Genomic DNA, 12,731 nt, shown 5'->3' with positions numbered 1-12,731 from the left:
CGCGCCTAGCGACGCGCCTTCGCGCCGCGCGCCCCGACCTTCTTCCCGGCCGTCTTCCCGGCGCGCGGCCGTTCCTTCGCCGCCGCCTTCGTCGCGCGCTTCGGCGTCGCGCGCCCCTTCGCGCTCTTCTTCTTCGCGCTCGACTTCTTCGCGCTCGACTTCCGCGAGCGGGTCGTCCTGCCGGCGGCCTTCGTCCCGGCGGACTCCTTCTTCGTCGCCGCGGCCCGCTTCGCCCCGGCCGCGGACCTCGCCCGACCCGCTCCGGCCTTCGAGCCCGTCGCCGCCGGCGCGGTTCCCGCACCGTCGGTCCGCGCGCCGCGCGCGCGGCGCGCCATCCAGCCCTCGATGTTGCGCTGCTTCGTGCGCGCGACGGCGAGCGCGCCGTCCGGCACGTCGAGCGTCACCGTCGAGCCCGCGGCCACGGCGGCGCCGTCGCCGAGCGTCACCGGCGCGATCAGGTTCGCGTTGCAGCCGATGCGCGTCCCCGCGCCGACGACGGTGCGGTGCTTGGCGTCCCAGTCGTAGTTCACGGTGATGGCGCCGCAGCCGAAGCTCGAGCCCGCACCCACCTCGGCGTCGCCCACGTAGGAGAGATGGTCGGCCTTCACGCCGGGCCCGAGCACGCTGTTCTTCACCTCGACGAAGTTGCCGATGCGCACGCCCTTCATGAGATGGGTGCCGGGGCGCAGGTGCGCGCACGGCCCGATCACCACGTCGTCGTCGAGGACGCTCGACTCGATCGTGCAGTGCGGCTTCACGTGCACGCCCTCGCCGATGCGCGTGTCGCCCTGGATGACGCAGCCGGGCTCGATCACCGTGTCGCGCCCGACGACGACGTCGACGTCGACGTAGGTCTGCTCGGGGTCGACGATGGTGACGCCCGCGTCGAGCAGCTCGTCGATCTTCCGGCTGCGCAGGGCGTAGGCGGCCTCGGCGAGCTCGCCGCGCGTGTTCACGCCGAGGCACTCGCTCGCGTCCTCGAGCCGGATGGCCTCGACGCGCCGGCCCTTCGCGACCGCGTAGGCGACGACGCCCGTCAGGTAGAGCTCGCCCTGCGTGTTGTCGGTGTCGAGCGCGGCGAGGCCGTCGCGCAGCAGATCGACGTCCATCAGGTACACGCCCGTGTTGCCTTCCTGGATGGCGCGCTCCTCGGGCGTCGCGTCGACGAGCTCGACGATGCGCTGGACGCGGCCTCGGTCGTCGCGCACGACAACGCCCGGCAGCGGCTCGGGCGACGTCAGCATCACGAGGTCGGCGTTCGCGCTCGCGCGCAGCTCGCGCATCGCGCGCAGCGACTCCTCGCGCAGGAGCGGCGTGTCGGCGTAGAGCACGAGCACGTCGCCGCGATGCCCCTCGAGCGCGGGCAGCGCCTGCATGACGGCGTGCCCCGTGCCCTTCTGCTCGGCCTGCAGCACGAACTCGGCGCGGCCCTCGAAGGTGCGGCGGACCTCGTCGGCATCGCGCCCGACCACGACGATCAACCGGTCGCCGCCCACGCGCGACGCGGTCTCGAGCACGTGGCCGAGCATCGGCCGCCCGCACAGCTCGTGCAGCACCTTGGCCCGGCGCGACTTCATGCGCGTGCCCTTTCCGGCAGCGAGGACGACGACGGCGAGCGGGTGCGGCGACGGCGACATGGGGCTCCTGTTCGGTTCGACGCGCGCGCGTCTTGGGCTCGCGGAACGCCGCGAAGGACCACGGGCGGGGATTTCGCGGATCGGCGACGGCCGCGGGCCGGCGCGCGCACCGCGCCTCGCGCGACGCGGGAAGGTACACGGGCGACCGCGCGTGCGGACGTCCGGCCCCCGGGGAGAACCCGCGCCGCAGCCGCCGACGCGACGCGTTTCGTCGGTATGCTCCCGCTGCGGTCGCCGCGCCGGAGCGCCGGAGCGCGTGGGTCCGACGGAGCCCTGTCATCCACATCCACGGCAACACGCACGGACTCAAGGCGAGCCAGACGCGGCGACTCGAGCGCCTCTCCCGCCGCCGCCTCCCGCCGGACCGCCTGATCACCAACGAGCTGGCCCGCGAGCTGACCGAGACGAGCCGCGACATCCGCCGCCAGGTCGGCGTGCTCGTCGACCGCCGCGGCGAGGTGACGCACGTGATGGTCGGCTCGACGAGCGGCATCGAGCTGCCCGACTGGGGGCGCCTGCGCGCGGGGCGCGGGCGCCTGCGCGGCCTGCGCTGCATCCACACGCACCTGGGCGACGAGGGGCTCACGCGCGACGACCTGACGGACCTCGCGCTGCTCCGGCTCGACGCGATGGTCACCGTCGCGGCGCGCGAGGACGGGCTGCCCGGGCTCGCGCACACCGCGACGCTGCGCGCGACGCGGACGCCCGAGGAGGAGCCGACCGAGCGGCTCGCGCCCGCGCACCCCGCCGACCTCGACCTCGACTTCCAGCGCTTCGTCCGCGAGCTCGAGGCGGAGCTCGCGCGCCTCGACACCGGCCGCACCGTCGGCGACGGCGACCGCGCGATCCTCGTCGCCGTGACGGCGGGCCGCCACCGCGACGAGTTCGAGGTGCACCTCGCGGAGCTCGCCGAGCTCGCGCGCTCGGCCGGCGTGCAGGTCGTCGACGTCGTCACGCAGCACCGTCCGCAGGTCGACCCGAAGACCGTGATCGGCGGCGGCAAGCTCGACGACCTCGCCGTGCGCACCTTCCAGCAGGACGTCGACCTCGTGATCTTCGATCAGAAGCTCACGCCGACGCAGGCGCGCAACCTCGCCGAGCGCATGGAGCTGCGCGTCGTCGATCGCACGCAGCTCATCCTCGACATCTTCGCGCAGCACGCGACCTCGCGGGACGGCAAGCTCCAGGTCGAGCTCGCGCAGCTGCAGTACCGGCTGCCGCGGCTCGCGCAGCAGGCCGACGTGTCGCTGTCGCGACTCGGCGGCGGCATCGGCGGGCGCGGCCCCGGCGAGACGAAGCTCGAGGTCGATCGCCGCCGCGTGCGCGACCGCATCACCAAGCTCCAGCGCGAGCTCGGCCGGCTCGCCGGCCAGCGCAGCCAGCGCCGGCAGCGGCGCGATCGCCGCGCCGTGCCCGTGCTGTCGATCGTCGGCTACACGAACGCGGGCAAGAGCACGCTGATCCGCGCGCTCACGAAGACCGACGTACTCGTCGAGGATCGGATGTTCGCGACGCTCGACCCCGTCTCGCGCCGGCTGCGCTTCCCGAAGGAGCGCGAGGTGATCGTCACCGACACCGTGGGCTTCATCCGCGACCTGCCGCCCGAGCTCGTCGACGCCTTCCGCGCGACGCTCGAGGAGCTCGAGGACGCGAGCCTGCTGCTGCACGTCGTCGACGCCTCGGCCGAGGATTTCGAGCGGCGCATCGAGGCCGTGCACCGCGTGCTCCGCGAGATCGGGCTCGGCGACCTGCCCGAGCTGCTCGTCTTCAACAAGATCGACGCGTTGGAGCCCGGCGCCGGCGAAGCGCTCGCGCGGCGCCACGGCGCCGTGGCAGTCTCGGCCGTCGACCGCACCGGCCTCGGCGAGCTGCTCGCGCGCGCGGGCGCGATGTTGTGGAAGGACGACCTCAGCGAATTCGAGAAGCGGCGGCTCGAGGGCCTCGCCGCGCAGAGCGCAGGAGCCTGAAACCCATGGCACGATCGATCGCGCGTTCGCGCATCAGCGGGACCGGCATGTGCGTCCCCGACCGCGTCGTCACGAACGACGACCTCGCCGCGCTGATGGAGACGAGCGACGAGTGGATCCAGCAGCGCACGGGCATCCGCGAGCGGCGCTGGATCGACGAGGGGCAGACGCCCGCCGACCTCGCGACCACTGCCGCGCAGCGTGCGCTCGAGGACGCCGGTCTCGAGGCGCGCGACCTCGACTGCATCCTGCTCGCGACGCTCTCGCCCGAGCACCACTTCCCCGGCACGTCGTTCTTCGTGCAGCACCGGCTCGGCTGCGAGGACACGCCGTGCGTCGACCTCCACGCGCAGTGCACGGGCTTCCTGTACGCGCTGTCGTTCGCCGACTCGCTCGTCGCGAGCGGCAAGTACCGGCGCGTGATGGTGCTGGGCGCCGAGGTGCACTCGACCGGGCTCGACGTCTCGACGAGCGGGCGCGACGTCACGGTGATCTTCGGCGACGGCGCGGGCTCCGTGATCGTCGAGGCGAACGACGACGCGAACGACCCCGGCGAGATCCTCGCGATGCGACTCGGCGCGCAGGGCGAGCACGCGATGCGCCTGTGCGTCGACGCGCCCGCGTCCGGCCGCGTGCCGCGCATCGATCACGCGATGATCGAGGCCGGCCTGCACTACCCGCACATGGAAGGCCGGTTCGTCTTCAAGCACGCCGTGCGGCGGATGCCCGAAGTGCTGCAGCAGGCGCTCTCGGAGGCGCGCGTGAAGCTCGACGAGGTCGACCTGTTCCTCTTCCACCAGGCCAACCTGCGGATCAACGAGTTCGTCGCGAACGCACTCGAGATCCCCGAGGCGAAGATGTTCAACAACATCATGCGCTACGGGAACTGCTCGGCCGCCTCCATCCCCATGCTGCTCGCGGAGGCGACGCGCGAGGGCCGGCTGTCGCGCGGCCAGCTCGTCTCGCTCACGGGCTTCGGCTCGGGCTTCTCCTGGGGCTCGGCCGTGGTGCGCTGGTAGGCGTCCCGACGCAGTGCGGCGACCCGGCGCGACGCCGCGCGTCGATCGATCGGCAGATCCCGCTTCAAGTAGCTGGAAAAACGAGGATCCTCCTCGATAACGCCCCGCGTTGACATCGTGACGCGAAGCGTTATGTTCCGGGCCGTCGCCGCCGATGGAAACCGGGCCGGCGGGCCCGCGACCGGCGGCGAGAGGAGAACCGAGATGGCCGAGCAGACCAGCGTGATCGAGGACGGGATCGAGCGCCTCCAGGAGGCGGTCGAGTCGGTGACCGACGAGATCGAATCGATCCGGAAGCGCGCCGAGCGCCGGCGCACCAAGTTCGAGAAGGACGCGCGGAAGCGCTTCGAGCACTTCCAGAAGCAGGTCCGCAAGAACGCGTACGTGAAGCGCGCCGAGAAGTGGCAGAAGGAGCTCGAGTCGAGCCTCCGCGACAACGCCTACTTGAAGCGCGCACAGGAGCTCCGCGAGGACGCGACGAAGCGCTTCGAGACCGCGAGCGACTCGATCCTCGGCGCCATGAACATCGCTTCGAGCTCCGAGGTCGCGAAGCTCGACCGCAAGCTCTCGCAGATCAGCCGCAAGCTGAAGGCCATCGAGAAGGAGATCGCGTCCCAACCCGCGTCTCCGACGACGAGCGCCGCGGCCCACTAGCCGCGGCTCCCGCGCTTCGCGCCGGGAGCCCGGCAGGGCCGGTCCAGCCGCTGGCCCACTCCTGCCGTCGGCGCGAAGCGAACGGGACGAATCCGAGCAGAGGGTCTTCGGCGAGAGGGCCCGGCGGCAGCGCCGCCGGGCCCTCTCTGCGTTCCACCGTCGAGCGGTCCGCGTTCCTATACTGCTGCGCCACCGACCCGCCCCGGAGGCCCGATGGCCGACTACGCCTCGCCCGACTTCCTGCTGCTCGACGACTTCCACTACTCCGACGAGGAGCGCGGCGTGCGCGATGCCGTGCGGGCCTGGGTGAGCGCGGAGTTCCTGCCGCGCATCCAGGAGCACGTGCGTCGGGACGGGAGCTTCCCGATGGAGCTCGTCCCGCAGATGGCCGAGCTCGGCATGTTCGGCGCCAACCTCGAAGGCTACGGGTGCGCGGGCATGAACAACGTCGCGTACGGGCTCCTGATGCAGGAGCTCGAGCGCGGCGACTCGGGCCTGCGCTCGTTCGCGTCGGTGCAGGGTTCGCTCTGCATGTTCCCGATCCGCGCGTACGGCAGCGAGGAGCAGCGCGCGACGTGGCTGCCCGAGATGGCCGCGGGGCGGGCGATCGGCTGCTTCGGACTCACGGAGCCCGACTTCGGCAGCTTCGTCACCGGCATGCGCACGCGCGCGGAGCGACGCGGCGACGCCTGGGTGCTGAACGGCACGAAGCGGTGGATCACGAACGGGACGCTGGCGCGCATCGCCATCGTGTGGGCGCGCACCGAGGACGGCGTGCGCGGCTTCCTCGTCGAGACCGATCGCAAGGGCTTCGACGCGCGCGACATCAAGGGCAAGATGTCGCTGCGCGGCTCGGTCACGAGCGAGCTCTTCCTCGACGGCGTCGAGGTGCCGGAGTCGAACCGGCTGCCCGACGCGCACGGCATCGGGGCGGCGCTCTCGTGCCTCAACCAGGCGCGCTACGGCATCGCATGGGGCGCGCTCGGCGCCGCGATGGCCTGCTACGACGAGGTGCTCGTCTACACGAAGCAGCGCGTCGTGCAGAACGGCGTGCTCGCGGCGAAGCAGCTCACGCAGGCCAAGCTCGTCGACATGCTCACGGAGATCACGAAGGGGCAGCTGCTCGCGCTGCACGTCGGTCGCATCAAGGACGAAGGTCGCCTCCACCACACGATGGTCTCGATGGCCAAGCGCAACAACGTGGACGTCGCTCTGCGCGTGGCGCGCGCGGCGCGCGACCTGCTCGGCGCGAACGGCATCGTCGACGACTACCAGGCGATGCGGCACATGATGAATCTCGAGACCGTGCGCACCTACGAGGGAACGCACGACGTGCACACGCTCATCCTCGGCGAGCACATCACGGGCGAGCGGGCCATCTAGCGCGCCGCGGCGCCGCGCGCGGCGAGGCGCGCTCGCCTAGCGTCGCGCGCGCGCCGCGCGGAGCGCGGCCTCGAGCTCGCCGCCGTGCCGGTCGAGGAGCGCGCGCGCCTCCGCCTCGTCGATCTCCGCGAGCGTCGCGACGATGCGCACCGAGCGGCTCGACAGCTTCTGCGAGACCGGCGCCATGTGCGTCATCAGGTTCCCCTCGACGCGCCCGAGCTGCACCATCACCGCGGTCGAGAGCATCGCGAGCACCATCTTCTGCGAGAGCCCGGCCTTCATGCGCGTCGAGCCCGCGACGACCTCGGCGCCCGTGTTCGGTGCGATCGCGATCTCCGCCATCTCGGCGAGCGGCGAGCCGGGAACGTTCGTGATCGCGATGGTGCGTGCGCCGAGCTCGGTCGCGCACTCGATCGCGCCGAGCGCGAACGGCGTGTGGCCGCTCGCGGAGATCGCGACGACCGCGTCGCCGAGGCCGAGGCCGCGCTCCTGGAGCGCGAGCCGCGCGGCGTCGAAGTCGTCCTCGGCGCCTTCGATCGCGCGGCGCAGCGCGCGGTCGCCCCCGGCGATCACGCCCTGCACCACCTGGTGCGGCATTCCGAACGTGGGCGGGATCTCGGCCGCGTCGAGCACGCCGAGCCGCCCGCTCGTCCCGGCGCCGACGTTGAACCACCGTCCTCCGCCGCCGATCGCGCACACGAGCACGTCCACCGCCTCGGCGATGCGCGGGAGCACGGCGCCGACGGCGCGGTGCGCGACGCCGTCCTCGCGGTGAATCAGCGCGAGCGCGTCCTCTACACTGAGCCGGTCGAGGTGTCGCGCGGAAGCGAGCAGCTGCTCGGTCGGCGCCTCGCGGAGCGCCGCCTCCACCCCGCACGCCGTCGACGACGGCGCGTCCGCGTCCGCGTCGGAATCGCGGGCGCCTCGGGGCGGGGGGTGCGACATGCGGCGCCGATCGGTCGAACGTTTTTGGGACTCGAGGCCCACGTGGGCTTCCACGAGCGGCAGATGAGCTTCACGGCTGCGCAGAAGACGCTCGAACGCCTCGAATGGCCGTCGCTCGTCGCCGCGCTCGCGGGCGAGTGCCGCACGCCGGGAGCGCGCGCGTGGCTCTGCGAGGGCGACGCGACCGCACGCGTCTTCGCGCGCACCGACGCGCAGGCGCGCGAGTGGCTCGCGCGCACGACGGAGGCGCGCGCACTCGTCGACGCGACCGAGGAACCCGGGCTCGGCGGCGTCGCGAGCGAGCTCGAGGCCCACCTCGCTCGCGCGGAGAAGGGCGCGCCGCTCGCGGGCACGCAGCTCCGCGACGTCGCGACGGCCCTCGCCGTCCTGCACGGCGCGCGCGCACACCTCGCGCCGCGCGCCGCCGTCGCGCCCGCGCTCGCCGACCTCGGCGACGCCATCGGCAGCCACGAGCGCCTCGCGCGCGAGCTCGAACGCTGCATCGACGCGAGTGGCGACGTGCGCGACGAGGCCTCGCCCGCGCTGCGCGAAGCGCGCGCGCGCATCGCGCGCCAGAAGCACGACCTCGAGTCGCGGATCGATCGGCTTCTGCGCTCGTCGAGCGTGCGCGAGGCGCTGTCGGACGACTTCGTGACCGTCCGCAACGACCGCTACGTGCTCCCCGTCCGCGCCGACATGCGCGGGCGCGTGCGCGGCATCGTCCACGACGCGTCGAACACGGGAACCACCCTCTTCATCGAGCCCGAGCCGGTGGTCGAGGCGAACAACCGGCTCAAACAAGCCGAGCTCGACGCCGCGCACGAGGTCGACCGCATCCTGCGCGCACTCTCGCACGAGGTCGCACTCGAGCTCCCCGCCGTGCGCGCGTCGCTCGAGGTGCTCGTCGAGATCGACCTCGCGTTCGCGCGCGCGCGCCTGTCGCGCGCCCAGGACGCGACGGCGCCCGCGCTCGCCGACGACGGCGTCTTCGACCTGGCCCAGCTGCGCCATCCGCTGATCGCGCGCGAGGCGTGCGTCGCGAACGACGTACGTCTCGGCGACGCGTACCGCGTGCTCGTCGTCTCGGGCCCGAACGCCGGCGGCAAGACCGTCGCGATGAAGGCGCTCGCGCTCGCCGCGCTCTGCGCGCGCGCCGGCCTGCACATCGCCGCCGCACCCGGAGCGCGCGTCGCGCTCGTCGACGCCGTGTACGCCGACATCGGCGACGAGCAGGACATCCGCGCGAACCTCTCGACGTTCTCCGCGCACCTCGCCAACCTCGCGGCGATCGCGAAGACGGCGACGCCGCGCTCGCTCGTCGTGCTCGACGAGATCGGCGTCGGGACCGACCCGGCCGAGGGCGCGGCGATCGCGCAGGCGGTGCTCGAACGGCTCGCCGATCGCGGCGCCCGCGTCGTCGCGACGACGCACTACAACCTGCTGAAGGAGATGGCGAGCGCGGACGAGCGCTTCTGCAACGCGAGCGTCGCGTTCGATCCGCAGACGCTGGCACCGACGTACCGGCTCGTGATCGGCTCGCCCGGGACGTCGGCCGCGACGACCGTGGCGGCGCGGATGGGCATGCCGCGCGACGTGCTCGAGCGCGCGAAGGAGCTGCTCGCGCGCGAGGACGTCGAGCTCGAGCAGCTGCTCACCGAGCTCGCGACGAGCCGCGCCGCGCTCGAGCGCGAGCAGCGCGAGGCCGCGCGGCTGCGCGCCGAGAGCGAGCAGGCGCGAGATGCCTACCGCGAACGGCTCGAGCGGCTGCAGGAGCGGCGCGACGCGCTCGTCCGCGCGATGCGCGACGACCTCGACCGCGCCTTCCGCGACGCGCACGCGCAGGTGGCCGCCGTGATCCGCGACCTGCAGCGCGGCGGCTCCGCGCGCGATGCGGCGCACGCCCGCGAGCGACTCCAGGGGCTCGAGCGCGCGCACGCTCGCGCCGTCGAGGAGCGCGGGCGCGCCGCGCCGGACGGCGAAGCCGCGGCGAGCCACCGCGACGCGACGACCGGGAGCGGCACCGACGCCGGCGGCGAACGACGCGCCGGCGCTCCGATCGCGATCGACTGGGCGCGCGCGCGGCCGGGCGATGCGGTCGTCGTTCGCGGCGCGACCCTCGCGACGCTCGAGTCGCTCCCCGACGCGTCGGGCCGCGTGACCGTGCGGGCCGGGAGCGCACGCCTCGTGCTGCGCGCCGACGAGCTCCGCGCGGCGCCGGCTGCGCCGCGCGCGCGCGGGGCGGATCGCATCCGCATCGAGCGCGCCGCGCCGTCGGGCGCCGACGCGAGCGCGGCGCGCGGCGGACGCGCGGAGTGCGACGTGCGCGGCCTCCGCGTGCACGAGGCGCTCGAGCGCGTCGACGAGCTCGTCGACCGCGCCCGCAGCGAGTCGCGCGACGGCGTGCGGGTGGTGCACGGGATCGGCACGGGCGCGCTGCGCGCGGCCGTGCGCGAGCACCTCGCGGCGTGCCCGTGGGCGAGCGACGTCCGCTCGCCCGACGAGCCGGGCGGCGACGGCGTCACCGAGGCGGAGCTCGCGTGAGCGCGCCGGAGCACGACGCGATCCCGTGCATCGACGTGGCTCCGCTCGTCGCGGGCCCGCCCGCTTCGGCGCGCGACGCCTCGCCCGCGCTCCGCGCGCGCGAGGCGCTGCGCGACGCATGCGAGCGGACCGGCTTCGCGACCGTGCGCGGCCACGGTGTCCCGGCGCCGGTCGTCGCGCGCATGCGCGCGGCCGCCGAGCGGTTCTTCGCGCTGCCCCCCGAGCGCAAGCACCTCGCCGCGCCGCGGCGCTGGAACGACCAGAGCCGCAACGTCTACCGAGGCTGGTTCCCGAGCGCGGTCGCCGGAAAGGAAGGGCTCGACCTCGGCGACCCGCGCCTCGCCGCGTCCGACCGCGACCTGCTCGCGCGCCCGTGGTACGAGCTTCCCGCGCTGCCCGACGAGCTCGACGGCGACTGGCACCGCGCAGTCGCCGACTACTTCGGCGCCGTGTCGGCACTCGGGGTCGCGCTCGTGCGCGCGCTCGCCGCGGCGCTCGGCGGCGATGCGGCGCTCGCCGCGTCGGCGTTCGCGCGCCCGCGCAGCCTCTCGACGCTGCGGCTGAACCTCTATCCCGCCGGGCTCGCACCGGTCGAGACGTCGGCCGACGACGGCGCACCGCTCGCGTGCGAGACGCACGTCGACAGCGGCGTACTCACGCTGCTCCACCAGGACGAGGTCGGCGGGCTCGAGGTGCGCGACGGCGCGGGCCGCTGGCGATCCGTCCCGTTCGCCGCCGACACCTTCGTCGTGAACACGGGCCGCGCGCTCGAGCGCATGAGCGGGGGCCGGCTGCGCGCGACCGCGCACCGCGTGCGCGCGACGGGCCGGCGGCGCCTCTCGATCCCGCTCTTCCTCGAGCCGGCGCACGACGTCGCGGTGGCCCCTGCGGCCCTCGGGCTCGCGCCGCGCGACGGCGATGGCCGGGACGCGGAGACCTACGAGGACTTCCTGCGCGCGCAGATGGCCGCCTTCGCGGAGTACGAACGCTAGGCGCCGAGGTCGGCCGCCGCCTCGTCGGCGGCGCGGAAGCCGCTCCCCACGATCGCGTCGGCCGCGTTGCCCGCGAGATGGTCGCCGGCGAAGTACACGCGACGCCCGCGCGCGCGGTGGTCGCGCTGCACGCGGCGGAAGCGATCGAGCGCGCGATAGGCGCCGACCTCGAACACCGGCACGGCGGCCGTGCGGCGGAAGAGGACGGTGAAGTCGATCGTGCCGACGACGGTCGGGTAGATGCGCTCGAGCGCGGAGACGAGCTCCTTCTCGACGACCTCGTCGTTCGCGCCCTCGCTCGAGACGCAGAACGCGGCGTTGGCCGTCACCGTCGCGAGCCCGCCACCGAGCGGCGCGCGCCCGTCGGCGATGCCCGGCTCGACGAGCAGCGCATCGACGATCTCGCCCTCGACGGCCGGCACGCGCACGTAGTGCGGCGCACCGGAGGCCGGACGGTGGAGCGCCGCGACGAGCACGGCCTCGGAGCGCAGGCGGACGGCGCGCAGGAACTCGCGCTCGGGCGTCGAGAGCAGCGGCTCGCAGAGAGCGGCCGCCTCGCCGGGGCCGGTCGCGACGACGACGACGTCCGCCTCGCGGCGCGCCGCGCCGGCGACCTCGACCTCGAGACACCCGCCCGCGCGCGCGATGCGCGCCGCCCGCGTGCGCGTATGGACGCCGAGCCGCTCGGCCGCGGCGAGCGGCAGCTCCGAGAGGCCGCGGCGCGCCACGCCGACGTGGCCGCCCGACTCCGCCAGCCACTCGAGCAGGAACACGACGCGCGAGAGCTCGTCGGCGTCGCCGCCGCCCGGCGCGGCGGCGAGCGGCTCGCAGAAGCGCTCGTACACGCCGCGCCCGAAGTAGAGCCGTGCGAAGTCGCCGACGCTGCGGTCGTCGAGTCGCGCGGCGCGTTCGGGCGCGTCGCGATCGAGCAGCGGTGCGTAGCGGCGCATGAGGCGCGGGAGCCGGAGCGTCCGCAGCCCGGCCACGAGCGGCACACCGCGCCGCCGTGCGACTTCGAGCGGAGAGCGCGCCGACGTCGCGACGACGCGACCCGCCGCGAGCTGCGCGGTCGTGACCGGCCGCAGCGGAAGCAGCTCGTCGGCGAGCCCGACCGCGTGGATCCAGCCCGGAAGGTGCCGGTCGCTCGTGCGCGCGACGTGCAGTGCGCTCTCGACGTGGAACCCGTCGACGCGCTCGCAGCCGAGCCTCCCGCCGCACTGCCCGCGCCGCTCGAGCACCTCGACGTCGAAGCCGCGCTCGCGCAGCCGCCACGCGGCGGCGAGACCGGCGAGGCCGGCGCCGACGACGACCGCGCGGAGGCCGGACGCGTGCGAGCGGGGCATGCGCGACAACCTCCGGAGGGGCGCGTCGCGCGGGCCGCGCGAGCGGGCGCCGACGGTAGCCCGCGCGGTGCCACGCGTCAGCGCGGCCGCTCGTCGACCGGCGCGCCGACGCGCGAGCCTTCGCTCTGCGCGCTCCGGGGGTCCGCGCGCTGCGCTCACGAAGGCGCGTGCGAGACACAAATTGTGTCACCGGCCGGCTCGCGGCTGCGCGCGTGCTGCGCGCCCCGTGCGCCCGCCTCCGACGCAGCCG

The 12,731-nt window shown here is 74.4% G+C and carries 9 protein-coding genes; 6 read left to right on the top strand and 3 right to left on the bottom strand.

What is annotated here, in order from left to right; translation table 11 throughout:
* Positions 1 to 5: 5 nt before the first annotated feature.
* Positions 6 to 1,637: a bifunctional UDP-N-acetylglucosamine diphosphorylase/glucosamine-1-phosphate N-acetyltransferase GlmU gene (glmU, locus tag R3E88_01020; GenBank protein ID MEZ4215034.1), complete on the bottom strand. Its 1,632-nt coding sequence runs from the start codon at positions 1,635 to 1,637 to the stop codon at positions 6 to 8.
* A gap of 434 nt (positions 1,638 to 2,071) precedes the next feature.
* On the opposite strand from glmU, the gene hflX reads away from it, so the two are divergent.
* From hflX to R3E88_01000, 4 genes are all read left to right on the top strand, one after another.
* On the top strand, positions 2,072 to 3,604 hold the full coding sequence (gene hflX / locus R3E88_01015; GenBank protein ID MEZ4215033.1) for a GTPase HflX: 1,533 nt from the start codon (positions 2,072 to 2,074) through the stop codon (positions 3,602 to 3,604).
* A gap of 5 nt (positions 3,605 to 3,609) precedes the next feature.
* Positions 3,610 to 4,623 (top strand): beta-ketoacyl-ACP synthase III, encoded by a 1,014-nt coding sequence (locus R3E88_01010; protein ID MEZ4215032.1) that lies wholly within the window; start codon positions 3,610 to 3,612, stop codon positions 4,621 to 4,623.
* Between the two features lie 204 nt (positions 4,624 to 4,827).
* Positions 4,828 to 5,277, top strand: a complete 450-nt coding sequence (locus tag R3E88_01005; GenBank protein MEZ4215031.1) for a hypothetical protein — start codon at positions 4,828 to 4,830, stop codon at positions 5,275 to 5,277.
* 213 nt (positions 5,278 to 5,490) lie between these two features.
* Positions 5,491 to 6,660, top strand: a complete 1,170-nt coding sequence (locus R3E88_01000; protein MEZ4215030.1) for an acyl-CoA dehydrogenase family protein — start codon at positions 5,491 to 5,493, stop codon at positions 6,658 to 6,660.
* Positions 6,661 to 6,696: 36 nt separating this feature from the next.
* On the opposite strand, the gene R3E88_00995 is transcribed toward R3E88_01000, so the two are convergent.
* Positions 6,697 to 7,530, bottom strand: a complete 834-nt coding sequence (locus R3E88_00995) for an N-acetylmuramic acid 6-phosphate etherase (protein MEZ4215029.1) — start codon at positions 7,528 to 7,530, stop codon at positions 6,697 to 6,699.
* Positions 7,531 to 7,629: 99 nt separating this feature from the next.
* On the opposite strand from R3E88_00995, the gene R3E88_00990 reads away from it, so the two are divergent.
* Both R3E88_00990 and R3E88_00985 read left to right on the top strand, forming a co-directional pair.
* Positions 7,630 to 10,146: a Smr/MutS family protein gene (locus R3E88_00990; protein ID MEZ4215028.1), complete on the top strand. Its 2,517-nt coding sequence runs from the start codon at positions 7,630 to 7,632 to the stop codon at positions 10,144 to 10,146.
* Positions 10,143 to 11,138 carry a 2OG-Fe(II) oxygenase family protein gene (locus tag R3E88_00985; GenBank protein ID MEZ4215027.1) on the top strand — a complete coding sequence of 332 codons (996 nt, stop codon included), beginning with the start codon at positions 10,143 to 10,145 and terminating at the stop codon, positions 11,136 to 11,138. Before R3E88_00990 ends, R3E88_00985 begins: the two co-directional genes overlap by 4 nt.
* Here R3E88_00985 and R3E88_00980 read toward each other — a convergent pair.
* Positions 11,135 to 12,481: an FAD-dependent oxidoreductase gene (locus R3E88_00980; protein ID MEZ4215026.1), complete on the bottom strand. Its 1,347-nt coding sequence runs from the start codon at positions 12,479 to 12,481 to the stop codon at positions 11,135 to 11,137. The genes R3E88_00985 and R3E88_00980 overlap by 4 nt on opposite strands.
* Positions 12,482 to 12,731 lie beyond the last annotated feature (250 nt).

This window comes from Myxococcota bacterium (assembly GCA_041389495.1).
Classification (GTDB): domain Bacteria; phylum Myxococcota_A; class UBA9160; order UBA9160; family UBA4427; genus JAWKRT01.
The sequence above is the reverse complement of the archived record's forward strand: the minus strand, read 5'-3'. Positions and strand labels throughout refer to the sequence as shown.

Bases quoted from the DNA above. Each gene is read 5' to 3' on its own strand.
- R3E88_01010 (MEZ4215032.1), top strand. From the start codon at position 3,610: ATGGCACGATCGATCGCGCGTTCGCGCATCAGCGGGACCGGCATGTGC.
- R3E88_01005 (MEZ4215031.1), top strand. From the start codon at position 4,828: ATGGCCGAGCAGACCAGCGTGATCGAGGACGGGATCGAGCGCCTCCAG.
- glmU (MEZ4215034.1), bottom strand. From the start codon at position 1,637: ATGTCGCCGTCGCCGCACCCGCTCGCCGTCGTCGTCCTCGCTGCCGGA.
- R3E88_01000 (MEZ4215030.1), top strand. From the start codon at position 5,491: ATGGCCGACTACGCCTCGCCCGACTTCCTGCTGCTCGACGACTTCCAC.
- R3E88_00980 (MEZ4215026.1), bottom strand. From the start codon at position 12,481: ATGCCCCGCTCGCACGCGTCCGGCCTCCGCGCGGTCGTCGTCGGCGCC.